Consider the following 24,410-nt stretch of genomic DNA (forward strand, 5'->3'; position numbering starts at 1 on the left):
CTCGCGCTCTGCATGTCCGACCCGATCATCTGGAACGATGATCCGGGCACCGTTGTCTGTACGGTTGTCCGTACAGCGGGGGCCGCTGACTGCACCGGACCGGGGACCAGTCAGACTGTGTACACAGAGTGCGCAGGCGTTCCGGTTGTGTGCAGGGGTGTGGAGAGGACTGCCGCGTACCGCGAGTGGGTACGGCGGCGCATGACGGGTAAGGAGCACGGCCGGTGGGACGCCGGGCGTGCGGGGGTCTGTCGATTCCGGCGAATTCCGGTGAGGATGGTCCGAGTGTCCGAGGCGCAGGACGGCTACGACGAGGCCGCGGGGGGCTCCCGCCGACCCGCCGAGGCCCCACGCGGGGGAACGGGAGCGGGTACCGGCCGTGGTCGTCGCGGCGGTGAGAGGCGGGGTGAGGGACGCGTGGGGGTGACGTACAAGTACTTCGGCGCCCCCGACCGCGCCACCGCCGCCAGGGTCCCCACCGCCCTCGGCCCGGGCGGGCTCGGCCTGGAGGCCGGCGAGCTCGGCGCGCTGGGGCGGCTCGGGGACCTGATGGAGACCAGCGGCTCCCCCACCGGCCACCTCTCCACCAAGATCAAGCCGGAGACCATGAGCGCCATGGTGCTCACCGGCATCCAGGGCGTCCCGCTGCACCAGGTGCCGCCGCTGGAACTGGTCGTGCTGCACCCCGACTACGCCGTCGTCCAGCTCCCCCACAACGTCGTCGAGCCGCTGCGCAAGGCCGACGAGACCGAGCTCGGCGCCGCCGCCTTCATCTGGTCCACCGTCCCGGACCGGCGCGGCCCGCGGGACGCGTTCGTGATCTACAGCATGCTGCACGAGTGGCAGGACTTCGCCAACCGGCTGCACGAGGCGGGGCACCAGCTGTACTGCCTGGTCTGGCCGTAGCGCCGGCGGGCCGCTCCCCGGCCTCCCACCGGTCGCCCGGGGGAGGCCGTTCGTGCGCTCGGCGGCCTCCGGGCGGAACGGGACGGACCGGTACGGGAACGGGCCGCCGCCCTCGCGCGGAGGTTCGCGAGGGCGGCGGCCCGACCGGTCGGGGCCCGCGGTCGGCGGGTGCCACCGGTGGTACCTGGCGGTCCGTCAGCCTCGGCCTCCTCAGCACGTCGGCGGCCGGGCGGAGTTCCTCGCTCCCGGACTCCCGCCGGGCGATCCGCCGGGCGCGGGCCCCGCACGTGCCGTCCTCCTCCGGCTCGGGCCTCGCTTCCGCGGTTGCCCCTGGACAGCTATCCCTTGACGTTCCGCCGGGCCGACCCGACCAGGAACACCACCGCGAGCATCACCGCGGACAGCGCCACGACCAGCAGCGGGCTGGGACCGGCCGGCCTGCCGTGCACCCGCACCGCGCCCATGAAGTCCAGCGCCGCGACGTTGTTGACGAGGACGTACCAGATCGGCAGGTAGACCGCCTGGAAGACCCGGTGGGTGCGGCTCAGCACGCCCGACGACATGGCCAGCGAGGGGATGAACAGCACGCCGCCGGCCCAGCAGGCCACGCCCGGGCCGTCACCCGCCGCCAGCATCCGCGCCAGCGGGGCGACGCCCGTCACCGCGGTGAGCACCAGCCCGGACGCCCACTCGGCCAGCAGCCTGCGCCGGGCCGCCGGGTAGGCGCCCAGCAGCACCTCCAGGCCGTTCTCGACCTGCTGGCTGCCCAGCCTCGACCAGATCAGCACCGGCCAGAGCCAGACACCGGGCAGCAGCAGGCCGGTCACCGTCTCCATCGGCAGTGCGAAGCCGGCCGCGGTGAGCGCGCCGGCCACCGCCCACCACCAGGGCGAGACGCCCTGGAGCAGGATCCGGACCTCGCCGGCCAGCAGGCGCCCGAAGGCTCCGGCCCGCGTCGGCGCGGTCCGCGGGAGCTCGCCCGGGGCGGCGGCGGCCGGGACGGTGCACCAGGCGGCGGCCGGGGCGGTGGACCGGGCGGCGGCCGGGGCCGGCTCCGGCCCGGTGGCGGTGCCGAAGGGATCGGCCGCCGGAGCGGCGGGCTCGCCGTCCGCCGACGCCTGAGCCGGGAGCAGCGAGCCGGCCGCGCGGGCCGGGTCGAAGCGGCCGAACCACAGGGCCGGCAGCAGGGCGACGGCGCAGGCCAGCAGGACCAGCGCCACCCGGCCGAGGACGAAGCCGCCGGACGGGTCGAAGCCGTCCCAGAGGAAGGTGCCCAACGGCTCGGTGACCTTGGTCAGGCCGAGGCTGAACCCGCCCTCGCCGGACCGCAGCCGCCGGCTCTCCATCGCCGCGTTCATCGACTGCGCGACCTCGTGCACACCGAGGCCGCCGAGCGGCGCGGAGCCGGACTGGCCGACGATCGAGATCGCCAGGGCCAGTACGAACCAGACCACGTTCCCGAAGCCCGCCCGCAGCAGCGGCACCGTCTCGAAGAGGATCGCGACCGCGGCGGTCAGCGTCATCACCGGCAGCGAGAGCAGCACGAACGGCTCGACCAGGGCGACCACGTCGACGGAGCGGTTCTCGCCCCGGGCCAGCTGCATCACCAGCGCGGTGACGGCGAGCACGCCGAGCATCGAGGCGAGCACCAGCAGGTTGCTCAGGAACTTGGCGAACAGGTAGCTCGACGTCCGCAGCGGGGTGGCCGCGAGGATCTGGCCGACCCGGCTGGTCCCGTCCCGCGCGATGCCGGCGCGCACCACGTAGAAGCCGCCGAAGGTGAGCCAGAGCGCCCCGGCCAGGGAGGTGACCGCGCCGACGTAGGCGCTGTTGTAGATGCCGCGGTTGCCGCCGACGTCCATGATCACCCAGGTGCTGTCCACGTCCGGGACGGCCAGGTAGCCGAGGCCGATCGCGGCCAGCAGGGTCACCGCGTACGCCGGTCGGCGCACCCGGTCCCGGAAGTCGCCGACCGCCAGCCCGGCGAGCGCGCGCCCGTTCACCGCCGCACCGCCGGCTGCTCGGCCGGGGTGCGCCCGGCGGACCCGTGGACGATGCCCAGGTAGGCGTCCTCCAGGTCGGGCGCGACCCGGACCGCGTCCTGGGTCGGCGGGACGGCGGCGAGCAGCCGCAGCCGCACCCCGTTCGCGGTCCGCACCATGCGGCTGACCACGTGCCGGGCCTGCACCGCCGGCACCTCGGCGGGGGCGACCACGGCCTCCCAGACCTGTCCGTCGATCTCCCGGAGCAGCTCGTCGGGGGCGCCCCGGCGCAGCAGGCGGCCCCGGGCGACCACCGCGATGTCGGAGGCGACCGACTCGACGTCGGAGACGATGTGGGTGGAGAGCATGACCACCCGGTCGGCCGCGAGGTCGCTGAGCAGGTTGCGGAAGCGGACGCGCTCCTCCGGGTCGAGGCCGGCCGTCGGCTCGTCGACCACGATCACCCTGGGGTCGGCGAGCAGCGCCTGGGCGATGCCGACCCGGCGGAGCATGCCGCCGGAGTACTTGCCGAGCGGGCGCTTGACCGCCTCGGTGAGGTTCACCAGCTGGATCAGCTCGTCGATCCGGGCCCGGGCCGAGCGCGCGGAGAGGCCCTTGGCAGCCGCCAGGCAGGACAGGAACTCCCGCGAGGTCAGGTTCGGGTAGACCCCGAAGTCCTGTGGAAGGTAGCCGAGTTCGCGGCGCAGCCGGTCCGGGGCGGCGACCACGTCGGTCCCCTCGTACCGGACCTGGCCGCTGGTGGGCTTGGTGACCGTGGACACGATCCGCATCAGCGAGGACTTGCCGGCGCCGTTGGGCCCCAGCAGGCCCAGCATGCCGGGGTTCAGGTGCATCGTCATGCCGTCGACGGCGCGCTTGCCGCCCTTGTACACCTTGGTGATGTCGATCAGTTCGAGCATTGTCGTCGTCTTCTTCCCTGTCGGACCGGTCGGCCTCAGCCCTTCGGATCCGCCCCTCCGCCGTCGCGCGTCACGGCGACGCCGCGCGGCCTCCACCCGGAACCCGGCGTCGCGGTCGGCGAAACCGGTGCGCTGCGCCCCCGGCCTCGGCGCATTCGGCCAGCGGCACGAGGGCCGCGGCGGCGAGGGCGGGCGGGCCTGGTGCGGCTTCCCCGCACGAGGCCACCGGTTCCTCCGGAGAGCCGGGATCGGGCACGTCGAAAGCCTGGCCGGTCCGCGCTCCGCTGCCATCTGCCGTTCGGCAGATATCGCCGGTGTCACCGGCCCGGCCGGCCGGCCCCGCCGGGTCGGGGCACAGCGGGTCGGGGCGCAGCGGGTCGGGGCGCAGCGGCAGTACGCCGCGGACGCGCCAGCGCCCACCGCGGGGGGCCGGAGGGCGAAGCGCGGCGGGAGCGCCATCAGCGCCGCTCGCCAGGTACGTGACGGCTCGTCAGGCATTTGGCGTTCGGCAGATCTTTCGAGCGCCCCCGGACGGCACGATGGCCGCACGGGCGGTCACACCGCCCCGTCCACCGGGGCCGGCGCACCGGCGGTCGCCCGGACCGGCGCTGGACGGCCGGCCGTCCCACCAGGACGTTCATCACCCAGGCCGGCGAATCCGCACCGGACCGGCCTCCTTGCCACCGGGTCCCTGCGCACCCGGCGCCGGGGATCCCTCAGTCCGCCGACCGGCCGGTCGCATATCCCATCTCGAATGCGCGCACGGCGATTCCGACCCGGTTCCTGACGCCCAGCTTCCGCTGGATGCTGGCCACGTGCGTCTTCACCGTGCCGACCGAGATGAACAGTTCACCGGCGATGTCGGAGTTGGTCTTTCCCTCGGCCACCTTTCCGGCGACCTCCGCCTCCCGGCCGGTGAGCGACTCGACCATGGCCGGGCCGCCCGGACGGCCGCCGGTGACGTGCTTGAGCAGCCGGACCGTGACGGAGGGGCTGATCAGGCTGTCGCCCGCCACCGCGGCCCGGACCGCCTCGACCAGCAGCGTCGGGCCCGAGCGTTTGAGCAGGAATCCGGAGGCGCCGTGGCGCAGCGCCGGGTACACGTATTCGTCGAGGTCGAAGGTGGTGACGACGACGACCTTGACCGGTGGCGCCGCCGAGGGGCCGGCGAGCCGGCGGACGACCTCCAGACCGTCCATGCGCGGCATCCGGATGTCCACCAGTGCCACGTCGGGCCGCAGCAGGCGCGCCGCTCGCACCGCGGCGACGCCGTCCTCGGCTTCGCCGACCACCTCCATGTCCGGCTGGCTCTCAAGGATCCGCCGCATGCCTCGGCGGACCATCTCCTGGTCGTCCGCGAGCAGTAATCGAATGGTCACGGCCGGGGATTCTGTCACACGCCCATCAACCGGAGGGCTTCCGTCCGACGGCCGGGGCCGGTTCCGGTCGGCCCCGCCGGGCCGGCGCTTGACGAGTTCACCTCCACCCTCTGGTTGATGCCGCATCAGACTTCCGGCGGACCCGGGCACCGGGCACGGCTGCCTAGCCTGAAGAGGTGGATCGACTCGACGTCCGGTTGCGCACCCGCCCGATGACGGTCGATGCCGGTTGGGCCGGGCTGCTGCTGGTCGCCGGCCTGCTGCACGCGGCACAGTCCGGCGGCCCGCAACCGGCCTGGCGGGCGGCGCGCTGGCCGGCCCGCTGGCGACCTGGTGCTTCGCCCCCGACGGGCTGACGGACCGCTGGACGACGGCCGCCCCGCTGACCCCGGTCACCGCCCCCGGGGGCGGCGGGCGCGGCGCACGGTGCGCTCGACCTCGACGGGCTCCGCGAGGTGGCCCTCGACCAGGTTCGTCAGGGCGGTCAGGAACACCTCGCGCTCGGGCTGCGGCAGCGTCTCCAGCAGCTCGCGGTGCACCCGGTCGGCGATCGCGGTGCCCCGCACCACGGCCCGGGCGCCCGCCTCGGTGACGGAGACGATCCGGGCCCGCCGGTCGGTCGCGGACGGGCGGCGCTCGGCCAGCCCCGCCTTCTCCAGCTCGTCGACGGTGACCACCATGGTCGTCTTGTCCAGGTCCGCCAGCTCGGCCAGCTGGATCTGGGTGCGCTCGGCCTCCTGCGCGTGGAACAGCACGCAGTAGGCGCGCGGGGTGATCCCCAGCTCGCTGAAGGCGGCCGCCATCCGGGTCGCCAGCACGTGGCTCGCGTGGTCCATCAGCCCGGAGATGTCGCGGATCTGGCGCACGGGCGGCGGGGGCGTCGTCATGCTTCCGAGGTTAGCAACGACCCGTCTGCTCCCGGATGATCCCGTTGCCAACGAATCGCGCGGTCTACGGGATGCCCAACTCGAACAGCGCGTACCCGGCGTACCAGCCGGCCGCGAGGACCGGCATCGCCAGCAGCCCGGCCAGCGAGGAGGTCCGCACCCGGCGCAGCGCGATCGCCAGGCCGATGCAGAGCGGGAAGGCGGGCAGCAGGTAGCGCGAGATGTTGCCGAAGATCTGGTTGCTGCTCAGCGCGGTGAAGACGGTGAGCGCGGTGTAGACCCAGAGCACCAGCGGCGGCCGGGTGCGCCAGAGCAGCACCAGCAGACCGGGCAGGGCGATCAGCAGCGCGATCGCGATGAGGTCCGGGACGGGGTTGGACTGCCAGAAGTCCCAGTGCCCGGTGATCACGTCCATGATCGTGCGCAGGGTCGAGGCGCCGCCGTCGAAGTAGCGGTTCCAGGCGCCCGACTGGAGCTTGAAGTAGCCGCCCCAGTCGCCCATCTTCCAGCCGACCCAGGCGACGTAGCCGAGCAGGCCCCAGGGGGTGATCAGCATCGCGGTCAGCGGGCGGGCCACCCCGTCGGTGCGGCGGACCAGCGCGACCAGCGCGGCGATCGAGACGGCGGCGATCAGCGCGGCGGCGGTCGGCCGGTTGAGGCCCGCCACCAGCGCCAGCAGGCCGGCCGCGAGCCAGCGGCGGGTCATCACGCAGTAGCAGGCCCAGGCGGACAGCGCGACGAACAGCGAGTCCGAGTAGACCGCCCACTCCACCCCGGAGCCCGGGAACAGGCCCCAGAGCACCGCGGCGATCACGCCCGCCCGGAAGCCGCCGAGCCGCTCGGCGACGGCGAAGATGCCGGCCGCGGCGACCAGCGAGGCGAGCACCGAGACGGCGATCCCGGAGCCGTACGGGCCGAGCCCGGTGACCGCGCCGACCAGCCGCATCAGCCAGGGGTAGAGCGGGAAGAAGGCGGCCGAGTTCTCGTAGTAGGTGGCCAGCGGGAAGCCGTGCAGCGGGATCAGCTGCGGGTCGTACCCGTTCTCGGCGATCCGCTGGTACCAGACGCCGTCCCAGGTGCCCAGCACGTCCCAGGCGTGGGCGCCGCCGCCGCGGCCCGGCTGCTTCTTCAGGTAGTCGCCGGTGTGCGAGAGCAGCAGCAGGAAAACGGTCAGCCCGATCGCCTTGACCACCGCGTAGGCGCCCAGCGCGGGCCCGAAGCGGTCCACCAGCGCCCCGAACCGCCCGGGCGCCCGGCCCGTACGCTCCTCGACTGCCTCCGCCGGCGCCGCCTCGGGCGCTCCCGGCTCGGTGCTGGACGACTCGGTGCTCGGTGCCGTGCTCATCTGCTCTGGGTACTCCCCGCCCCGCTCGTGGTCCGCGCGGCTTCGGCGCAATGATGTTCACGTGAGCCTACGGCACGCCCCGGAACCGAAAACCCCTGGCGCCCCCGGCACCCCTCCCAGCACCATGCCGCCCATGCCGAACACCCCGCCGCCCCCACGCCACCTCCGCGCCGCCTGGACGCCGGAGACCATCACCGTCTACCAGGCCTTCCGCCCGGAGATCGCCGACCACGCGGCGGCGGACGGGCGCTTCCCGGAGGCGTTCCGGCGCGACCGGATGACCTGGGTCAAGCCCTCGTTCCTGTGGATGATGCACCGCAGCGACTGGGGCCGCGCGCCGGGGCAGGAGCGGGTGCTCGCGCTGGAGATCAGCCGGGAGGGCTTCGACTGGGCGCTGGAGCGGGCCGTGCTGAGCGCCTACAGCGGGCGGGTGCACGCCTCGCGAGCCGAGTGGAAGCGGGAGCTGCGGTGGAGCCCGGTGCGGGTGCAGTGGGATCCGGACCGCGATCTGCGCTTGCGGCCGCTGCCCCACCGGGCGATTCAGGTCGGGCTGCGCGGCGAGGCGGTGCGGCGGTACGCGGACGAGTGGATCCGGCGGATCACCGACGTCACCGAGCTGGCCGAGCGGGTGCGGCTGGAGCGGGACCCTGCGCTGTTGCCGGTCGAGGTGCCGTATCCGGTGAGCGCGGCCGTCGCCGCCCGGTTGGGGGCGGCGACGGCCTGAGGGTGGTGCGGGGCGGCTCAGCCGTGGACATAGAGGATGCCGAGCTTGGTGAGCTGCCAGAGCTGGTTGGCGGCGCCGGTGTCGGTGGCCAGCTCGACGTACGGGTTGCCCTTGGCGTCGAGGGTGCTGCCGGCGGCCAGGACCTTCGTCTGGTCCTGGGAGTCGGCGATCTTGTAGCGGCCGTCGCCGGCCGGCTTGAAGACCCAGTGCTGGTTGCCGCCGCCGGTGCAGCGCCACTGCTGGATCCGGGTGCCGGGGGCGGTGGACGCCGCGTTGGCGTCCAGGCACATGTCGCGGTTGCCGCTGAAGTCGACCTCGAAGCTGCCGCCGGCCTTGGCCTCCAGGACGAAGGACTGGTTGAGCCCGCCGCTCGCCGGATAGGTGATCGCGGCCCGCCCGTTGGTGGCGTCGCCGTAGGTGCCGCCGCCGGTGAGGTCGAGCACGTTGCCGCTCGCGGCGTTGGTCAGCTGGTACCAGGAGCCGTCCTCGGGGCCGTCGCCGAACGGCTGTCCGGGGCTGAGCGGCTGGATCGAGGTGGTGTTCTGCTGGTTGAGCGTGCAGTACGCCTGGGGCAGCTCGGGCCGGGCGTAGAACTGGCCGAGGCAGACGCCCTCACCCCGGTAGCCGGCCACCCGCAGGTGGTACGACTGGCGGACCATGTTCATGCACAGCCCGGGGATGCCGATCTGCGAGTCGCAGCCGTTGCGCGTCCACTCGGCGAGGTTGATGACGTCCCCGTTGGTGTACTCGTACGGGGAGGTCGTCCACTCCGCGCAGACCTCGTGCCCGAAGGCGACCCTCCGCTGGTCCAGGTAGCGGACGCCGGGCACCTGCTCGGCCGCCCCGCGCAGCGCGTCGCTGAGCGTCGGCACCACCCAGTTGTGGCCCCAGGCGAGGTCCTCCGGGAAGGCCGGACAGCCGTCGGCGACCTTGCCGACGTAGTCGTTGCGCCGGATGTCCGGGGTGATCGGGTTGAAGTACGACTGGTAGACCAGCTGGTACGCGGAGTCGGCGTAGCCCGCCCTGCGCATGGTCTGCCGGACGTTCTGGAGCGCCGCGACCACCTTGGGCTGGACGCCCTTGGCGCGCCGGCGGATCTCGTCGCTGCCGATGGTGTCCCGGCAGCCCTGGTCCTTGGGGATCGGGAAGTACTGCGAGAGGCAGTGCATCATGATGCCGCTGAAGTCGAAGTCGTCGTTGGCGCCGATGGTGACGACGACCATCTTGACGTCGTACCTGGCCGCCGTGTCGGCCAGTTTGACGTCCTGCTTGGGCTCGCCGAAGTCGCCGCTGCCGGGGCCGGTGATCTTGGCCAGCTCAGGGTCGCTGACCAGGTCCCCGGTCTGGGCGCCGGAGCAGGCCAGGTCGATCGGGGTGACCCCGGGGATGTCGGTGACGAAGATCTCCGACTTGGGGTGCCGGTGGCAGTAGTTGGTGGAGCTGTCCGTCTCCGGGAAGTAGCCGTCGTTGGTGTCGGTGCCGGCGCCCTCCCCGGAGATCGCGCTGTCGCCGAGGGCGACGATCGCGGCCGGACGGGTGGCCGCCGGCGCCGCGGCCGGGGCGGGGTCGGCCAGGGCGACGGGCGCGCCGGCCAGGCCGAGGGTGGCGAGGAGGGTTCCGGTGGCGAGCAGCGCCGCGCAGCGGGAGGACCCGGTGCGCGTTCGCCGTGCCGCCGGCCGTGGGGACCTGGTCACACGCGACTCCTTGCGGGGGTGGGGGAAAGCCGCCCGGGCGGGGGCGCCGAGCGGCGCGGAGCAAGGGAGGAGCAGAAAAGGTGAGCAGGTCTCGCATTCTAGGTACTGACAAGTAACGCAACAAGGCTCTTGACACGCCCCGGATCTGACGACCCGACGGCCGGCGGGCACACGGCGAAGAGCCGCCGCCCCGCGCCCCAGGAGGGAAGCGCGGAGCGGCGGCTCTCACCGGCCGAACCGGGTGCGGGCTCAGCCCACGTTGGCGCACTTGTTGCCGAAGGCCGGGTTCAGCAGGCCGATGATGTCGATGGTGTTGCCGCAGACGTTCACGGGAACGTGCACCGGAATCTGGATCTGGTTGCCCGAAACGACACCGGGGGAGCCGGCGGCGACGCCCTGGGCGCCCGCGCTGGCCATGGCGGTGCCCGCGCCGGTGGCCACGATGCCCACCACGGCCGCGCCGACGGCGGCGGTCTTCTTGATGCTCATAGCGAGCCTCCTGACTGTTCGACGGATGTGCACGGGGAGTGCGACATCAAGAACGAGACCCGTCCGGGGCGGTTGCGACGGCCCGCGCACTGTCACCCATCCGGCGCAACAGCGCGGCCGGACACCGGCATTCGGGTGATGGGCCGACCGGGCCGTTTCCCCTCCCCCGGTGCCTCGTTCTCCCTGACGGAACCCGGTCTCCACCCCGGCCCCCACGCGGCGGGCCTCCAGAAGCCGGCGCCCGGCAACCCGTGCCGGAGCGTCCGACCGGAATTCCACCGGTCGCGCCTTTGTCCAAGCCTTTCCCGGCCGTGCGGGAATTGCCGCGGAAGGCACCGCGACCCGGCGACGCGGCCACGCCCGAGCCATGGGCGGAACACGCCGGAATACGCCGACCGAGTGACAATCACGGCGAACCCTGAAGTCATCGGGTGAGTATTCGTGCTCGCCCGGCTCCCGACATTCCCTTTCCGTCGGGCAGAAATCGGAGGAATGACATGCGTAACCTCAAGAAGGCCGCCGCCCTGGGCCTGGCCGCCAGCGGCCTGGTGCTCGGCTCCGCCGGTGGCGCGTTCGCCAGCGCGGGCGCCGAGGGCGTCGCCGCCGGCTCCCCGGGCGTGCTGTCCGGCAACCAGATCCAGGTGCCGATCCACATCCCGATCAACCTGTGCGGCAACACCATCGACATCATCGCGCTGCTGAACCCGGCGTTCGGCAACGAGTGCGCCAACATCGGCTGAACCCCGCTCTCGCCGCACCGGCGACAGCTGATTCACCGAGCCCGTGCCGCGCCCCGCAGCGCCGGGGCACGGCACGCTCCACCCGTGTGTGATCGAGGAGATCAACCCCCATGCAGAACATGAAGAAGGCCGCCGTCCTCTCCGCCGCCGCTGCCGGTCTGGTGCTCGGCGCCGCCGGTGGCGCCGCCGCCAACTCGACCGCCGAGGGCGTCGCCGCCGGCTCCCCCGGTGTCATCTCCGGCAACCAGATCCAGGTGCCGCTGGACATCCCGATCAACCTGTGCGGCAACTCCATCAACCTCGTCGGCCTGCTGAACCCGGCGTTCGGCAACTCCTGCGCCAACGTGGAGCTGCCCCCGCCGCCGCCCGGCGACGACTGCTGATCCGATCGATACGCGTTCCGACCGTCCTGCCCCCCGACCAGCCGGCCGGGGGGCAGTTCGGCATCCCCGGACGGCCGTCCGGGCCCCCCGATCCACCGAAGGGTGATCACGATGGTTTCGAAGAAGAACGCGGCCGGCCTGGCCGCCGCCGTGGGCGCCGCGGTGCTGCTCGGCGCCGGTTCCGCGCAGGCCGCCACCGTGCCGGGCGAGTCCGTCCCCGGCCAGGCGACGCTGGCCAAGACCGACGTCGGCCAGGCGCTGAACGGGACGACCTCCGGCCTCGGCTACGGCATCGCCCCGATCAAGAGCCTGCGGCTGGACCCGTGGGCCAACTCCTCGGCCGACTTCCTCAACAACGGCGCGGCCCTCCAGCCGGACCAGGGCCTGCCCGAGATCGGCACCGGGACGCTGACCGGCCCGCTGAGCGCCGGCGGCGGCGTCAAGGACCTCCCGCTGGTCGGCGGGCTGACCGGCCTGCTGCCGGGCTGAGCGTCCGAACGCGCGGGAGCCCGGCACCCCGGCCGTACGGCGGGGGTGCCGGGCTCCCGCGCGCCCGGGGTGCGCTAGAGGCGGGTGAGGTCCGTCAGGCCGGTCTGCTGCACCACGCCGGCCGTCATCCCGGCGGTCGTCCCGGTCAGCGCGTTCGCCGCGTCGCTGAGGGAGATCCGGCTGTGCTCCTCGTCGCCCAGGCTGGCCTTGGCGCCGGGGATCACCTGGACCGCGCCGGTGACCAGGCGCGGGTCGATCTCGTCCACCTTCAGCCGGCCGTCGGCGAGCTGGCCGGCGCCGTCCTCGGCGAGCGCCAGCGGCTTGCCGAGGGTGAGCCCGGGGGTCTTGGCGTGCAGCGGCGAGGCCGGGGCGTCCAGCAGCACCTTGCCGACGTCGGCGCTCTGGTCGAGCAGCGGCACCGGCAGCTCGGCGGTGGCGCTGGGGCCGACCTTGCCGGTGCCCAGCTGGGGGACGATCTGCTCCGGGAGCAGCGCGCCGTCGGTGCTGGCCGTCGGGCCGGGCACCGGAGGCATGAGCAGTGAGGTCGGGATGCCGGCCGTGAGATGGCTGCCCAGCGGGGCGAGCGGGATGTCCGCCGGGACCTGCTGGGTGGCCAGCGCGTCCTCCAGGGCGCCGACCTGTTCCGGGCCGATCGGAGCGGCCGCGGAGGCCGCCCCCTGGGAGGCGAGCACACCGGCGCCGACCGCCAGCAGCATCGCGCCGGCCCGCTTGGAGAACTTCATGCTTTTCACCGTTCTGCTGTCCGAACTGGGGTCACTGGGAAGGCTGCGGAAGCCGCAGCCGGAAAGCGATGTGCTCAACGAGTGACCGGGGGCGCGGATTGCGGCGATTAACCGGTTCGGGTTAATAATCCGACCGGAAACCACCCGCCGCCGCGCCTCCGGGACTCTTTTCAAAAATCCCCGTAACCTTCCGTGCCGTCGTTCTTTGATCTGGACGTCAGTGACTGCAGACCGGGTCTGAGCGTTCTCAGCGTTGTACGCACGGAATCCAAAGAGCATTTCAGAGAGGGATCTCGCCATGATCCAGAAGTCCTTCGCCGCCGCCGGCCTGGCCGTCGCCGCGCTGGCCGGTGCCGCCGGGCCCGCCGCCGCCATCGGCGACTCGGATGGCGCGGCCGCCTCGATCGAGGGCAACGGCGGCACCAACTTCACCGGCACGGTCGGGAACAACAGCCCGAACTTCCACTTCCTCGACAACCCGAACATCTGCCTGCCGGAGATCCACAACATCGCCGTCGGCGTGCTCGGCGTGGCCGTCCCGGTCGAGGTCCCGATCGCCAACAGCGGTGGCAAGCAGTACTGCACCATCGGCCAGGGCACCCAGACCACGGGTGACGGAGGCATCTCCCACCTGGTCGGCTGACCGTTCCCCGCGCTGCTCTCCCTGTACCACCCGTCTGATCCACCCCTGATTCACCCCCGAGAGGAAAACCGGAAATGATCAAGAAGTCCTTCGCCGCCGCCGGCCTGGCCGTCGCCGCGCTCGCGATGTCGGCCGGCTCGGCCTCCGCCATCGTCGACTCGGACGGCTCCGCCACCTCCGTCCAGGGCAACGGCGGCACCAACCACACCGGCACCCTGGGCAACGACAGCCCGAACAGCCACGTTCTGGACAACCCGAACATCTGCCTGCCGGAGATCCACAACATCGCCGTCGCCGTCATCGGCGTCGCGGTTCCGGTCGAGGTCCCGGTCCTGAACAACCAGCCGAAGCAGATCTGCGACGTGGGCCAGAACACCCAGTCCTCGGGCGACTCGGGTGTCTCGCACCTGATCGGCTGATCAAGGGGCACGGCACGGTCGGAGGGCCCGGGGAGGAAGGTCTCCCCGGGCCCTCCGGGCTTGGGCCGGGTCCAGTGGAGGGAAGTGTCCGGCCGGCCGCCGCCGCAGCGCGGTCCGGCCGGGTGACCGGCGGTCCGGTCCGGCGCGTGGGGCGCCCGGCCGGGCCACCGGGTGTGATCACGTGTCAGAGCGCCCACGGGGGCGCTCCCAGAGAGAGGGGCAGTTCCATGAAGAGCAAGCTGGCCAAGGCCGCCCTGACCGCCGCCGCGGCGCTGGCGCTCGCGGGCGCCGGCACCCCGGCCTTCGCGCACGTCGGCGTGGCGGGCGGCGGCGAGTTCGCCGCCTCCGCCTCCGAGCCGTTCGCGGCCGCCGCCGGCTTCGGCGTCGCCCACGCCGGTGACACCGCCGCCGGCGGCTTCGGCGGCGGCGCGGCCACCTCCACCGACCTGATCGGCGGCGGCGCGGGCTTCGCGCACGCCGGCGACGTGGGCATCTAGGCGCCGAGCGCCCGCGGAAACCGGAAGGCCGGGCCGCTCCCGTTCGGGGGCGGCCCGGCCTTCCGCCGTGCGGTGTCCGCTACTTGAGCATCGCGGCGGCCTCGACGGCCCAGTAGGTGAGGATCTGCTCGGCGCCCGCGCGGCGGATCGAGGTGAGCGTCTCCATGATCATCCGCTCCCGATCGATCCAGCCGTTCGCGGCGGCCGCCTCGACCATCGCGTACTCGCCGGACACCTGGTACGCGGAGACCGGCACCGGGGAGGCGTCGGCGACCTGGCGCAGGATGTCCAGGTACGCCATGGCGGGCTTCACCATCACCATGTCCGCGCCCTCGGCGAGGTCCTGCTCCAGCTCGCGCAGCGACTCCCGGGCGTTGGCCGGGTCCTGCTGGTAGGTCTTGCGGTCGCCCTTGAGCGAGGAGCCGACGGCCTCGCGGAACGGGCCGAAGAAGGCCGAGGCGTACTTGGCGGTGTAGGCGAGGATGCCCACGTCCTGGTGCCCGGCCTCGTCCAGCGCCCGGCGGATCACGCCGATCTGGCCGTCCATCATGCCGGACGGGCCGACCAGGTGGACGCCGGCGTCGGCCTGCACCCTGGCCATCTCGGCGTAGCGCTCCAGGGTGGCGTCGTTGTCGACGCTGCCGTCGGCGGCCAGCACGCCGCAGTGGCCGTGGTCGGTGTACTCGTCCAGGCAGAGGTCCGACATGACCACCAGGGAGTCGCCGACCTCGGAGACCACGTCCCGGATCGCCTGCTGGAGGATGCCGTCCGGGTTGGTGCCCTCGCTGCCGACCGCGTCCTGCACCTCGGGGACGCCGAACAGCATCAGACCGCCGAGGCCGGCCTCGGCCGCCTCCACCGCGGCCTTGCGCAGGCTGTCCCGGCTGTGCTGGACGACACCCGGCATCGACGTCACCGGGACGGGCTCGCTGACGCCCTCCCGGACGAACACCGGCAGGATCAGCTCCGCCGGGTGCAGCCGGGTCTCGGCCACCAGGCGGCGCATCGCCGGGCTCCGGCGCAGCCGCCGGGGGCGTACGTACGGGAATTCAGCGGTCACGGCTTCTCTCTCCGAACGGTTGTGCAGTGCCGGGGGCGACGGTCGGCCGCCCCCGGCCATGAGGGGTTTCAGCGGGCCTTGCGGCGCGAACCGGGACGGCGCTCGCTGGGCCGGTAGACCGGCTCACCGGCGGCCGTCGCGGTGTCGCGGCGCTTGGCCCCGAAGTCTGCCAGCGCCTGGGCCAGCGCGGTCGCCGACGGCGCCGGGGCCATCACGTCGACCCGCAGGCCGTGCTCCTCGGCGGTCTTGGCGGTGGCCGGTCCGATGCAGGCGATGACCGTCACGTTGTGCGGCTTGCCCGCGATGCCGACCAGGTTCCGGACGGTCGAGGACGAGGTGAACAGCACCGCGTCGAAGCCGCCGCCCTTGATCGCCTCGCGGGTCTCGGCCGGCGGCGGCGAGGCGCGCACCGTCCGGTACGCCGTCACGTCGTCGACCTCCCAGCCCAGCTCGACCAGGCCGGCCACCAGGGTCTCGGTGGCGATGTCGGCGCGCGGCAGCAGCACCCGGTCGATCGGGTCGAAGACCGGGTCGTACGGCGGCCAGTCCTCCAGCAGACCGGCCGCGGACTGCTCCCCGGAGGGCACCAGGTCCGGCTTCACGCCGAAGTCCACCAAGGCCTGGGCGGTGGTCTCGCCGACCGCCGCGACCTTGATCCCGGCGAACGCCCGGGCGTCCAGGCCGTACTCCTCGAACTTCTCCCGGACGGCGCGCACCGCGTTCACCGAGGTGAAGGCGATCCACTCGTACCGGCCGGTGACCAGGCCCTTGATGGCCCGCTCCATCTGCTGCGGGGTGCGCGGCGGCTCGACCGCGATGGTCGGCACCTCCTGCGGCACCGCGCCGTACGAGCGCAGCTGCTCGGACAGGCCGGTGGCCTGCTCCTTGGTGCGCGGCACCAGGACGTTCCAGCCGAACAGCGGCTTGGTCTCGAACCACGAGTGCGAGGCGCGGTGGGCGACCTGCTCGCCCACCACGGCTATCACCGAGGTGGCCGGGTCGACCGGGGCGGAGACCGGCGAGGGCAGCACCCGGGCGGCCTTCAGGTCGGCCGCGATGCCCGACAGGGTGGAGGTGAAGGTCCGCTGGCGGGTGGTGGTGCCGGAGAGCGTGGCGCTGAGCGCCGACTCCGGCTTGCGGCCGCCCGCGACCAGGGCCGCGGCGGTGGCCGGCAGCTGGCCCAGGGTGGTGCGCACCACCAGGGTGGTCTCCGGCGCGCCCAGGTCCACCGGGCCGCCGGCCAGCAGCGCGGCGCCGTCCACGAAGCGCACGTCGGTGCCGGCGCCGGCCCGCAGCGGGACACCCGCGTACGCCGGGACGCCGACCGACTGGGCGACGCCCGGGATCACCTCGAACGGGATGCCGTCGCCCGCGCAGCTGAGCATCTCCTCGGCGGCGCAGCCGTCCAGGCCGGGGTCCCCGTCGACGGTGCGGACCACGTGCTTGCCCGAGCGGACGGCCTCGGCGACCAGCTTGGCCAGGTCGAAAGCGGCGCCCTCGGCGGCGGGGGTGTGCACCTGCACGGCGGCCGGGCAGTGGCTGCGCACGGCGGCGGCCGTCAGCGGGTCGGCGACCAGCACGTCGGCGGTGGACAGCACCTCGACCGCGCGCAGGGTCAGCAGCCCCGGATCCCCGGGGCCCGCGCCCAGGAAGGTGCACCGTCCGGTGGCGGGCTGACCCGGGAACAGGGCGTCGGTGGCGGCGGTGGGGCTCATGCGCGCACCTCGCTGCGCTCGGCGGTCTCTTCGCGAAACGCGCAGCTCTTCATGATTCGCTCGCTTCGCTCGCTCATCGGGCTCGCTCCCCCATCAGGGTGGCCGCGCCCGCGGCGAGCAGCCGGTCGGCCAGCGCGCGGCCGAGGGCCACCGCCTGCCGCTCGGCGGTCTCGTCGAGGACGATCGGACCGTTGGCGGACATCTTCAGCAGGGCGGATCCGTCGGGGTCGCCGACCACGCCGTCCAGCCGCAGTTCGTTCTCCCGGCCCCAGGTGGCCAGCGCGGCCACCGGCGCCGAGCAGCCGGCCTCCAGGGTGGCCAGCAGGGCGCGCTCGGCGGCCACGGCGACCCGGGTGGGGGCGTGGTCCAGCGCGGCGAGCGCGGCGGTCAGCTCCGTGTTCGCGGAGGTGCACTCGACCGCCAGCGCGCCCTGGCCGGGGGCCGGGATCATCAGCTCGGTGTCGAGGTGCTGGGAGATCTCGGCGCTGCGGCCGAGCCGGTTCAGACCGGCCGTCGCCAGCACCACCGCGTCCAGTTCGCCGCTGGTCACGAAGCCGATCCGGGTGTCCACGTTGCCGCGGATCGCGACCGTCTCCAGCTGGGCGCCGCGGGCGGCGGCCCAGGCGTTCAGCTGCGCCATCCGGCGGGGCGAGCCGGTGCCGACCCGGGCCGGGCGGCCGGCGCCGGCCAGCTTCTCCACCAGTTCGTCCAGCGTCAGGCCCTCGGCCGAGACCAGGGCGTCGCGGACGTCCTCGCGCACCGGGACGGCGGCCAGCGCCAGGCCCTCGGGGGCGGCGGTGGGCAGGTCCTTGAGCGAGTGCACGGCGAAGTCGATCCGGCCCTCCAGCAGCGCGTCGCGCAGCGCGGAGACGAACACGCCGGTGCCGCCGATCTGCGCCAGCGACTCCCGGGAGGTGTCGCCGTAGGTGGTGATCTCCACCAGCTCGACGGGGCGCCCGGTGACCCTGGTCACCTCGCGGGCCACCATGCCCGACTGCGCCATGGCGAGGGCGCTGCGCCGGGTTCCGAGCCGCAGGGCCGCGGTGGCCGAGGGCTGCTCCGTGATCGCTTGACCATTCATGAGGTGATCGTCCCGGTGGTACTCGTGGGATGGCTGACGGTTCATCTGGGGCCCCCGGCGGAGGGCTGGGGCGCACCGCCGACGGGCGTGCCCGACACGGCGTGCACGGCCGCCGGGTCGAGGTCGAACAGTTCGCGCAGCGCCTCCGCGTAGGAGGCGCCGCCGGGCTCGGCGGCCAGCTGCTTCACCCGGACGGTCGGGGCGTGCAGCAGCTTGTCGACGACGCGGCGGACGGTCTGGGTGATCTCGGCGCGCGAGCGCTCGTCCAGGTCGGGCAGCCGGGAGTCCAGCCGGCCGAGCTCGGCGGCGACCACGTCGGAGGCCATCGAGCGCAGCGCGACCACGGTCGGCGCGATCCGGGCGGCCCGCTGGGCGGCGCCGAAGGCCGTCACCTCGTCGGCGACGATCCGGGTGACCTCGTCGACGTCGCCGGCGCCGGGGCTGGCGGCGTGCGCGTGGGAGAGGCTCTCCAGGTCGACCAGCAGGGCGCCGTCCAGCTCGTGCACGGCGTGGTCGACGTCGCGCGGCATGGCGAGGTCGAGCAGGGCCAGCGGCGGGGCGGACGGCGCACGGGTGGCGACGGCGGCGGCCACGTCCTCGGCCTTGATCACCACGCCGGACGCGCCGGTGCAGGAGATCACCAGGTCCACGTCGGCCAGCGACTCCGGCACCTTCTCCAGGTCCAGGGTGCGGGCCACGTCCGGGCCGAGGATCTCGACCAGCCGCTCGGCCCGGGCCGGGGTCCGGTTGGCGATCAGCAGGTCGGTCACGCCGGCGCGGACCAGGGTGGCGGCGGCCAGCGAGCTCATCGAGCCGGCGCCGACCACCAGCGCGCGCTTGCCGGCGATCTCGCCCGCGCCCGCCGCGACCTGCTCCAGGCCGAAGGTGACCAGCGACTGCCCGGCCTTGTCGATGCCGGTCTCGCTGTGCGCCCGCTTGCCGACCCGCAGCGCCTGCTGGAACAGCTCGTTCAGGCCTCGCCCGGCGGTGTGCTCGTCCTGGGCCTTGGCCAGCGCGTCGCGCAGCTGGCCGAGGATCTGGCCCTCGCCGACGACCATCGAGTCCAGGCCGCAGGCCACCGAGAAGATGTGGTGGACGGCGCGGTCCTCGTAGTGGACGTACAGGTGGGAGGTCAGCTCCTCCAGGTCCACCCCGCTGTGGTGGGCCAGCAGCAGCGACAGCTCGGCGACGCCGGCGTGGAACTTGTCCACGTCCGCGTACAGCTCGATCCGGTTGCAGGTGTTCAGCAGCGCGGCTTCGGCGACGGTCGCGGTGGCGGCCGCGTCGTGCAGCAGCCGGGTCGGTACGTCACCCGTCAGCGCGGCGCGCTCCAGCACCCCGACCGGGGCCGTGCGATGACTCAGCCCTACGACGAGAAGGCTCATGCCCGCCCCTCACAGCTCTCGGTGTTCATGCGGGCATCACCGCGGAGAGATCCCCGTCGCCGCCCTTGGCGGACTTTCCCTTGGCCTGCTCGGCCTGGTCCTTGGCCGCCGTCTCGGCGGTGCCCCGGACGGACTTGCCGCTGCCGCCGGCCGCGCGGCGCAGCTTGGCGGCGGCCGCCCGGACCGGCCCGGGGGCGCGGTCGAGCACCGACTCGGCGCGGTCGTCCGGCTCCTCGCCGGCCTTGCGCTGCTCGTGGAAGGCGAGGATCTGGAGCTCGATGGAGAGGTCCACCTTGCGCACGTCCACGCCGTCCGGGACGGTCAGCACGGTGGGGGCGAAGTTCAGGATGCTGGTCACGCCGGCCTCCACCAGCCGGTCGCAGACCTGCTGGGCGGCGCCGGGCGGGGTGGTGATCACGCCGATGGAGACGTGCTGGCTCTCGACGATCGACTCCAGCTCGTCCATGTGCCGCACCGGAAGTCCGGCGGCGGTGGAACCGACCACGTTCGGGTCGGCGTCCAACAGGGCGGCCACCCGGAAACCCCGGGAGGCGAATCCGCCGTAGTTGGCGAGCGCGTGGCCGAGGTTGCCGATGCCGACGATGACGACCGGCCAGTCCTGGGTCAGGCCGAGCTCGCGGGAGATCTGGTAGACGAGGTACTCGACGTCGTAGCCGACACCGCGGGTGCCGTAGGAGCCGAGGTAGGAGAAGTCCTTGCGCAGCTTCGCCGAGTTCACCCCGGCCGCCGCGGCCAGCTCCTCGGAGGAGACGGTCGGCACCGAGCGCTCGGAGAGCGCGGTGAGGGCACGCAGGTAGAGGGGCAGGCGGGCGACCGTCGCCTCCGGGATGCCCCGGGCACGCGAGGGTCGGCGCGCGGCGCCCTGGTCGGGCGTCTGCGAACTGCTCTGTGGTGGGCGGCCGATTGCCACGGTGCTCCTGTGGGTGAAGCTGGGCTTTGGCAGCCAGGCTATGCGTTTGTGAACGTGTGCACAAAGATGGTGTCCGTTTTGTCCCTGCACAGTGACGCGCATCACGCCACCGTCAGGCCCTCGGACCCATAGCACCGGAGTGCGTCAGCACGACCTCCGGGGCCTGGGATCCGGGGAGCCAGGGGCCGTACGGCGCCTCCCTGCGCAGCAGCGGGACGCCGGTGCCGCAGGGGCGGGAGCGGGCCCGGCCGAGGCGGGGCCAGGGCACCCCGGCGGCCTCGCGCAGCGGCCCCGCCCAGTCGTCCGGCGGGCAGGACGGGGCGCCCACGCAGTGCCGCAGCAGCTCGGCGGTCACCCGGGCGTCGCCCAGCGCGGTGTGCGCCGGGAACCAGCCGAGGTCCGCCGCCTCCGCGCAGGCCGCCAGGCCGTGGCTCCGGGCCTCCGGCAGGTGGGCGCGGGCCAGCCGCATCGTGCACAGCAGCGGGACGGGCGGCAGCGGCACCCCGATCCGGGCGAACTCCCGATCGAGGAAGGCGTGGTCACAGCTGACGTGGTGACCGACCAGCACCCGGCCGGCCAGCAGCTCCAGCAGCCTCGGGGCGATCTCGCGGAAGCGCGGGGCGCCCTCGACGTCGCACTGGCGTATCCGGTGCACGTGGGTCGGGCCGACCGGGCCGAGCGGGTCCAGCAGGGTGGCGAACTCCCCCTCGGGGCAGAGCCGCTCGTCGAGCAGCACCACCGCGACCTCGACCACCCGGTGCCGCCACGGACTGCGGCCGGTCGCCTCCACGTCCACCACGGCGAAGCCCCGGGCCCCTTCCGGGGTCGCGGGCGTCCCAGGGGTGGGGCCGGGAAGCATGGCGGCACTCCTCGCGTGCTCAGCCCCCCACGGGCGCAAACGTGTTCGATCGTAAGCCGACCGACCCGTCGCGCCCCAAGCCGAAACGGAGTGTCTTTGGCAACGATTCGGCGAACCGCCCCCGCCGGATGACGGGGGCGGGGGTGTACGGACGGAGGCCCCCTCAGGCCTCCAGGGCCCTGCGCAGACGGCTCTCGTCGACCCGCCAGAAGTCGTGCTGGCGCCCGTCGATCAGGGTGACCGGGATCTGCTCCCAGTAGCGGCGGTACAGCTCCTCGTCCTGGGTGATGTCCCTCTCCTCGAAGGACGCCCCCAGCTCGCCCGTCACCCGGACGATCACCTCGCGGGCCTCGTCGCACAGGTGGCAGCCGGGCTTGGCGACCAGGGTCACGGTCCGGTCCGCGGGCTTGGGGCTCTTACGTCGCAGCAGTGGGCTCACCGCCCCATTCTGCGCCACCCGCCCGCTCGCCCACCGGCCCCCGGTCCCGTGGGGGCCGGACGAGCTGTTCACCCGGCGGGCACGGCTCCGTCACGGTCGGCGCGCGCCGGGCTGGCTATCCTCGATGACATGGCCGTGCTCAGAAGGCTCACCCAGGCAAGGCGTTCCAGCAGCGAGCGGAGCGCCCTGGCCGGCGAAGCCGCGGCCGAGGCGGCCGAGGCCGCGCTGCGGGCCGCCCCCGAGCCGGAGCGCCCCGGCGGGCCGGACGGCGCCGGCACCCCGGAGAGCCCGGACGCGGCCAAGCCCGGCAAGGCCCCCAAGGCCCCGGCCGAGAACCACACCCCGGACCCGGACGACCCCCGCGCCGCCGCCTTCTTCGACTGCGACAACACCATCCTGCGCGGCGCCGCCATCTTCTACCTCGGCGTCGGCCTCTACCGCCGGGGCTTCCTCACCCGCCGCGACATCGCCCGCTTCGCCTGGCAGCAGGCCTGGTTCCGGCTGCACGGCACCGAGGACCCGGACCACATCTCGGACGCCAAGCAGTCCGCCCTCGGCATCGTCGCCGGCAAGCGCACCGCCGACCTGGAGGCGATCTGCGAGGAGATCTTCGAGCCGGTCGTGGCGGACAAGATCTGGCCGGGCACCCGCGCCCTGGTCCAGATGCACCTGGACGCGGGCCAGCGGGTCTGGCTGGTCACCGCCGCCCCGCTGGAGGTGGCCCGGATCATCGCCCGGCGGCTCGGCATGACCGGCGCGCTCGGCACCGTCGCCGAGGCCCGGAACGGCCTCTACACCGGGCGGCTGGTCGGCGACCTGCTGCACGGCCCGGCCAAGGCCGCCGCCGTCCGCGCGCTGGCCCGGCGCGAACGCCTCGACCTCGACCGCTGCGCCGCCTACAGCGACTCGGCCAACGACATCCCGATGCTCTCGTTGGTCGGCCACCCGTACGTGGTGAACCCGGACGGCGCGCTGCGCCGCCACGCCCGGGCCCAGGGCTGGCGGGTGCGGGACTTCCGGACCGGGCGCAAGGCGGCCCGGGTGGGGCTGCCGGCGGCGGCCGCGCTCGGGGTGCTGGCCGGCGCGGCGGCGGCCGGGGTGGCGCTGAACCGGCGCCGGCGCACCGCCTGAGGACCGCGCCCCGGCCCGTTCCGGCGCGCTCGCCCGGGAGGGTGAGCACACGTCAACCATGCCTCTGACCTGGCCCCTCGTACGGGCGAACTGCCTTGCAGTACACGGCAGTCCGGGCCTCCTGCACGAACTTGGCACCCGGCGACCGGTTCTGATCGTTCGCCAGACCGGGAAAGTCGGGGATTGTCGAGCCCCAAGGCTGGGAAACCGCCCCCCGGGCCGCCGAATTGGTCACCCTGGGCGCCCGTTCGATCACGTTGAGCCGGATGAACGATGACATGTCCGGTCACTATCAGCCGAACATGCACAGCAAATGGATCCCAAACGACCACTTCGACCACACGGTGTAGCTGTCATTGCACAAAGCGTTATTCTCTCCTGGATGCACGTCACCACGCGTCCGCTCGAACGGACGCCTCCGGGCGTGCTCTCCGCGCAGGCGGAGGTGATCCGTCCACAGTTCTGCCTCTGGGAGTCCCGTGTACCCACCCGTCCGGAACGACGCGCCTGCACCCTCCCGCCCGTCGTCCGCGCCCCTGCGCCCCCGCACCGGCCTCCGCGACCGCCCCACCGTCGAGCGGCAGATCTCCACCGGCCTGGACCTGCTCCGCAGCCTGCTCCGCAGCCAGTTCGACGGCCAGTTCGGCGGCCAGTTCGGCGGCACGCCCCGACTCGCGCTCGCCGGAGGAACGTTCGGCCAGCCCCAGGGCCCGGGGCCGGTGCTGCGCACCACCGCCGCCGGCTCGACCGGCACCGGCGCGCGCGGCCGCACCGCCGGCGTCGGCCGGGGCCGCGCCCGGACGGCCCCCAACCCCGGCTACGAGACCGAGCACAACCCGGTCATGGAGCTGGTCGAACGGGCCCAGGCCGGCGAGAGCGAGGCCTTCGGCCGGCTCTACGACCACTACGCGGACACCGTGTACCGCTACATCTACTACCGGGTCGGCAGCCGGGCCACGGCCGAGGACCTCACCAGCGAGACCTTCCTGCGCGCCCTGCGCCGGATCGGCACCTTCACCTGGCAGGGCCGGGACTTCGGCGCCTGGCTGGTCACCATCGCCCGCAACCTGGTCGCCGACCACTTCAAGTCCAGCCGCTTCCGGCTGGAGGTCACCACCGGCGAGATGCTCGACTCCAACGAGTGCGAGCGCAGCCCGGAGGAGTCGGTGCTGGAGTCGCTCTCCAACGCCGCCCTGCTGGAGGCGGTGCGCCGGCTCAACCCCCAGCAGCAGGAGTGCGTCACCCTGCGTTTCCTCCAGGGGCTCTCGGTGGCCGAGACGGCCCGAATCATGGGCAAGAACGAGGGCGCCATCAAGACCCTCCAGTACCGCGCCGTCCGCACCCTGGCCCGGCTGCTGCCGCCCGACGCGAGGTGAGGGGCGCGGCGGACGGCTCGACCGGGGTGCGGGCCGGCCGACCGTCACCGTCGACGCCCGGCCGACACGACAGGGTGAACGGTCGGTCCGATGATCAGCCGTGCGTAACCGACCGCCGGTACCGCTCGTTGGCCAGCGTGCAAGCCCCCACCGGGCGTACGGTCAAGTCGAATTGCGGCCTATCACCCGATGG

General features: G+C 73.6%; 26 protein-coding genes. 11 read left to right on the plus strand and 15 right to left on the minus strand.

Going from position 1 to position 24,410, the window contains the following annotated elements; genetic code table 11:
* Positions 1-423: 423 nt before the first annotated feature.
* A complete protein-coding gene (locus tag ACZ55U_RS16770; RefSeq protein ID WP_074004012.1) occupies positions 424-906 on the plus strand; it encodes a hypothetical protein in 483 nt (160 codons plus the stop codon).
* Positions 907-1,244: 338 nt separating this feature from the next.
* Here the strand turns inward: ACZ55U_RS16770 and ACZ55U_RS16775 are convergent, their stop codons facing one another.
* The 3 genes from ACZ55U_RS16775 to ACZ55U_RS16785 form a co-directional block, all read right to left on the minus strand.
* Positions 1,245-2,909: a hypothetical protein gene (locus ACZ55U_RS16775; RefSeq protein WP_465526869.1), complete on the minus strand. Its 1,665-nt coding sequence runs from the start codon at positions 2,907-2,909 to the stop codon at positions 1,245-1,247.
* Positions 2,906-3,808, minus strand: coding sequence for an ABC transporter ATP-binding protein (locus ACZ55U_RS16780; RefSeq protein WP_465526870.1), 903 nt, complete (start codon positions 3,806-3,808; stop codon positions 2,906-2,908). Before ACZ55U_RS16780 ends, ACZ55U_RS16775 begins: the two co-directional genes overlap by 4 nt.
* A gap of 716 nt (positions 3,809-4,524) precedes the next feature.
* On the minus strand, positions 4,525-5,187 hold the full coding sequence (locus ACZ55U_RS16785; protein ID WP_465526871.1) for a response regulator: 663 nt from the start codon (positions 5,185-5,187) through the stop codon (positions 4,525-4,527).
* Positions 5,188-5,363: 176 nt separating this feature from the next.
* On the opposite strand from ACZ55U_RS16785, the gene ACZ55U_RS16790 reads away from it, so the two are divergent.
* A complete protein-coding gene (locus ACZ55U_RS16790) occupies positions 5,364-5,543 on the plus strand; it encodes a hypothetical protein (RefSeq protein ID WP_465526872.1) in 180 nt (59 codons plus the stop codon).
* A 36-nt stretch (positions 5,544-5,579) separates the two neighbouring features.
* Here ACZ55U_RS16790 and ACZ55U_RS16795 read toward each other — a convergent pair whose 3' ends face one another.
* Complete coding sequence (locus tag ACZ55U_RS16795) at positions 5,580-6,074, minus strand: MarR family winged helix-turn-helix transcriptional regulator (RefSeq protein ID WP_465526873.1); 495 nt, start codon at positions 6,072-6,074, stop codon at positions 5,580-5,582.
* Positions 6,075-6,138: 64 nt separating this feature from the next.
* The gene (locus ACZ55U_RS16800) at positions 6,139-7,419 is read right to left on the minus strand and encodes a hypothetical protein (RefSeq protein ID WP_465526874.1); all 1,281 of its coding nucleotides are present in this window, start codon (positions 7,417-7,419) and stop codon (positions 6,139-6,141) included.
* A gap of 133 nt (positions 7,420-7,552) precedes the next feature.
* Here ACZ55U_RS16800 and ACZ55U_RS16805 point away from each other — a divergent pair, with 133 nt between their 5' ends.
* Positions 7,553-8,143 (plus strand): DUF4291 domain-containing protein, encoded by a 591-nt coding sequence (locus ACZ55U_RS16805; protein ID WP_465526875.1) that lies wholly within the window; start codon positions 7,553-7,555, stop codon positions 8,141-8,143.
* A 17-nt stretch (positions 8,144-8,160) separates the two neighbouring features.
* On the opposite strand, the gene ACZ55U_RS16810 is transcribed toward ACZ55U_RS16805, so the two are convergent.
* On the minus strand, positions 8,161-9,837 hold the full coding sequence (locus ACZ55U_RS16810) for an RICIN domain-containing protein (protein ID WP_465526876.1): 1,677 nt from the start codon (positions 9,835-9,837) through the stop codon (positions 8,161-8,163).
* 249 nt (positions 9,838-10,086) lie between these two features.
* A complete protein-coding gene (locus ACZ55U_RS16815) occupies positions 10,087-10,326 on the minus strand; it encodes a chaplin (RefSeq protein WP_465526877.1) in 240 nt (79 codons plus the stop codon).
* 497 nt (positions 10,327-10,823) lie between these two features.
* Here ACZ55U_RS16815 and ACZ55U_RS16820 point away from each other — a divergent pair, with 497 nt between their 5' ends.
* The 3 genes from ACZ55U_RS16820 to ACZ55U_RS16830 all read left to right on the plus strand — a co-directional run bounded on the left by ACZ55U_RS16820 (position 10,824) and on the right by ACZ55U_RS16830 (position 11,938).
* Entirely contained in the window at positions 10,824-11,066 is a 243-nt protein-coding gene (locus ACZ55U_RS16820; RefSeq protein WP_465526878.1) for a chaplin, read from the plus strand.
* A gap of 110 nt (positions 11,067-11,176) precedes the next feature.
* Positions 11,177-11,449: a chaplin gene (locus tag ACZ55U_RS16825; protein WP_465526879.1), complete on the plus strand. Its 273-nt coding sequence runs from the start codon at positions 11,177-11,179 to the stop codon at positions 11,447-11,449.
* Between the two features lie 111 nt (positions 11,450-11,560).
* The gene (locus tag ACZ55U_RS16830; RefSeq protein ID WP_465526880.1) at positions 11,561-11,938 is read left to right on the plus strand and encodes a hypothetical protein; all 378 of its coding nucleotides are present in this window, start codon (positions 11,561-11,563) and stop codon (positions 11,936-11,938) included.
* A gap of 74 nt (positions 11,939-12,012) precedes the next feature.
* Here the strand turns inward: ACZ55U_RS16830 and ACZ55U_RS16835 are convergent, their stop codons facing one another.
* Positions 12,013-12,681, minus strand: coding sequence for a hypothetical protein (locus tag ACZ55U_RS16835; RefSeq protein WP_465526881.1), 669 nt, complete (start codon positions 12,679-12,681; stop codon positions 12,013-12,015).
* Between the two features lie 298 nt (positions 12,682-12,979).
* Between ACZ55U_RS16835 and ACZ55U_RS16840 the strand changes: the two genes are divergently transcribed.
* The 3 genes from ACZ55U_RS16840 (at position 12,980) to ACZ55U_RS16850 (ending at position 14,240) form a co-directional block, all read left to right on the plus strand.
* Positions 12,980-13,324: a rodlet layer protein gene (locus tag ACZ55U_RS16840; protein ID WP_465526882.1), complete on the plus strand. Its 345-nt coding sequence runs from the start codon at positions 12,980-12,982 to the stop codon at positions 13,322-13,324.
* A gap of 74 nt (positions 13,325-13,398) precedes the next feature.
* Complete coding sequence (locus ACZ55U_RS16845; protein WP_465526883.1) at positions 13,399-13,743, plus strand: rodlet layer protein; 345 nt, start codon at positions 13,399-13,401, stop codon at positions 13,741-13,743.
* 227 nt (positions 13,744-13,970) lie between these two features.
* The gene (locus tag ACZ55U_RS16850) at positions 13,971-14,240 is read left to right on the plus strand and encodes a hypothetical protein (protein WP_465526884.1); all 270 of its coding nucleotides are present in this window, start codon (positions 13,971-13,973) and stop codon (positions 14,238-14,240) included.
* A 79-nt stretch (positions 14,241-14,319) separates the two neighbouring features.
* Here ACZ55U_RS16850 and hemB read toward each other — a convergent pair whose 3' ends face one another.
* The 7 genes from hemB to ACZ55U_RS16885 form a co-directional block, all read right to left on the minus strand.
* Positions 14,320-15,300 (minus strand): porphobilinogen synthase, encoded by a 981-nt coding sequence (hemB, locus tag ACZ55U_RS16855; RefSeq protein ID WP_465526885.1) that lies wholly within the window; start codon positions 15,298-15,300, stop codon positions 14,320-14,322.
* A gap of 68 nt (positions 15,301-15,368) precedes the next feature.
* Positions 15,369-17,015 carry a bifunctional uroporphyrinogen-III C-methyltransferase/uroporphyrinogen-III synthase gene (locus ACZ55U_RS16860; protein ID WP_465526886.1) on the minus strand — a complete coding sequence of 549 codons (1,647 nt, stop codon included), beginning with the start codon at positions 17,013-17,015 and terminating at the stop codon, positions 15,369-15,371.
* 73 nt (positions 17,016-17,088) lie between these two features.
* Positions 17,089-18,096 (minus strand): hydroxymethylbilane synthase, encoded by a 1,008-nt coding sequence (gene hemC, locus ACZ55U_RS16865; protein WP_465526887.1) that lies wholly within the window; start codon positions 18,094-18,096, stop codon positions 17,089-17,091.
* A gap of 41 nt (positions 18,097-18,137) precedes the next feature.
* Positions 18,138-19,481: a glutamyl-tRNA reductase gene (locus tag ACZ55U_RS16870; protein WP_465526888.1), complete on the minus strand. Its 1,344-nt coding sequence runs from the start codon at positions 19,479-19,481 to the stop codon at positions 18,138-18,140.
* Positions 19,482-19,506: 25 nt separating this feature from the next.
* Complete coding sequence (locus tag ACZ55U_RS16875; RefSeq protein WP_465526889.1) at positions 19,507-20,412, minus strand: redox-sensing transcriptional repressor Rex; 906 nt, start codon at positions 20,410-20,412, stop codon at positions 19,507-19,509.
* Between the two features lie 112 nt (positions 20,413-20,524).
* Entirely contained in the window at positions 20,525-21,271 is a 747-nt protein-coding gene (locus ACZ55U_RS16880) for a 3'-5' exonuclease (RefSeq protein ID WP_465526890.1), read from the minus strand.
* A gap of 163 nt (positions 21,272-21,434) precedes the next feature.
* A complete protein-coding gene (locus ACZ55U_RS16885) occupies positions 21,435-21,710 on the minus strand; it encodes a glutaredoxin family protein (RefSeq protein ID WP_465526891.1) in 276 nt (91 codons plus the stop codon).
* Positions 21,711-21,839: 129 nt separating this feature from the next.
* On the opposite strand from ACZ55U_RS16885, the gene ACZ55U_RS16890 reads away from it, so the two are divergent.
* On the plus strand, positions 21,840-22,841 hold the full coding sequence (locus ACZ55U_RS16890) for an HAD family hydrolase (protein WP_465526892.1): 1,002 nt from the start codon (positions 21,840-21,842) through the stop codon (positions 22,839-22,841).
* 536 nt (positions 22,842-23,377) lie between these two features.
* Positions 23,378-24,217: an ECF subfamily RNA polymerase sigma factor, BldN family gene (locus tag ACZ55U_RS16895; RefSeq protein WP_465526949.1), complete on the plus strand. Its 840-nt coding sequence runs from the start codon at positions 23,378-23,380 to the stop codon at positions 24,215-24,217.
* Positions 24,218-24,410: the final 193 nt, after the last annotated feature.

Source organism: Kitasatospora sp. NPDC034533 (assembly GCF_055575155.1).

What these genes read in the sequence shown, in the direction of transcription:
- ACZ55U_RS16830 (WP_465526880.1), top strand. Translation starts at nt 11,561, where the DNA reads ATGGTTTCGAAGAAGAACGCGGCCGGCCTGGCCGCCGCCGTGGGCGCC.
- ACZ55U_RS16835 (WP_465526881.1), bottom strand. Translation starts at nt 12,681, where the DNA reads ATGAAGTTCTCCAAGCGGGCCGGCGCGATGCTGCTGGCGGTCGGCGCC.
- ACZ55U_RS16845 (WP_465526883.1), top strand. Translation starts at nt 13,399, where the DNA reads ATGATCAAGAAGTCCTTCGCCGCCGCCGGCCTGGCCGTCGCCGCGCTC.
- ACZ55U_RS16850 (WP_465526884.1), top strand. Translation starts at nt 13,971, where the DNA reads ATGAAGAGCAAGCTGGCCAAGGCCGCCCTGACCGCCGCCGCGGCGCTG.
- ACZ55U_RS16880 (WP_465526890.1), bottom strand. Translation starts at nt 21,271, where the DNA reads ATGCTTCCCGGCCCCACCCCTGGGACGCCCGCGACCCCGGAAGGGGCC.
- ACZ55U_RS16795 (WP_465526873.1), bottom strand. Translation starts at nt 6,074, where the DNA reads ATGACGACGCCCCCGCCGCCCGTGCGCCAGATCCGCGACATCTCCGGG.
- ACZ55U_RS16840 (WP_465526882.1), top strand. Translation starts at nt 12,980, where the DNA reads ATGATCCAGAAGTCCTTCGCCGCCGCCGGCCTGGCCGTCGCCGCGCTG.
- ACZ55U_RS16860 (WP_465526886.1), bottom strand. Translation starts at nt 17,015, where the DNA reads ATGAGCCCCACCGCCGCCACCGACGCCCTGTTCCCGGGTCAGCCCGCC.
- ACZ55U_RS16870 (WP_465526888.1), bottom strand. Translation starts at nt 19,481, where the DNA reads ATGAGCCTTCTCGTCGTAGGGCTGAGTCATCGCACGGCCCCGGTCGGG.
- ACZ55U_RS16820 (WP_465526878.1), top strand. Translation starts at nt 10,824, where the DNA reads ATGCGTAACCTCAAGAAGGCCGCCGCCCTGGGCCTGGCCGCCAGCGGC.
- ACZ55U_RS16780 (WP_465526870.1), bottom strand. Translation starts at nt 3,808, where the DNA reads ATGCTCGAACTGATCGACATCACCAAGGTGTACAAGGGCGGCAAGCGC.
- ACZ55U_RS16890 (WP_465526892.1), top strand. Translation starts at nt 21,840, where the DNA reads ATGGCCGTGCTCAGAAGGCTCACCCAGGCAAGGCGTTCCAGCAGCGAG.
- ACZ55U_RS16825 (WP_465526879.1), top strand. Translation starts at nt 11,177, where the DNA reads ATGCAGAACATGAAGAAGGCCGCCGTCCTCTCCGCCGCCGCTGCCGGT.
- ACZ55U_RS16815 (WP_465526877.1), bottom strand. Translation starts at nt 10,326, where the DNA reads ATGAGCATCAAGAAGACCGCCGCCGTCGGCGCGGCCGTGGTGGGCATC.
- ACZ55U_RS16800 (WP_465526874.1), bottom strand. Translation starts at nt 7,419, where the DNA reads ATGAGCACGGCACCGAGCACCGAGTCGTCCAGCACCGAGCCGGGAGCG.
- ACZ55U_RS16805 (WP_465526875.1), top strand. Translation starts at nt 7,553, where the DNA reads ATGCCGAACACCCCGCCGCCCCCACGCCACCTCCGCGCCGCCTGGACG.
- hemC (WP_465526887.1), bottom strand. Translation starts at nt 18,096, where the DNA reads ATGAATGGTCAAGCGATCACGGAGCAGCCCTCGGCCACCGCGGCCCTG.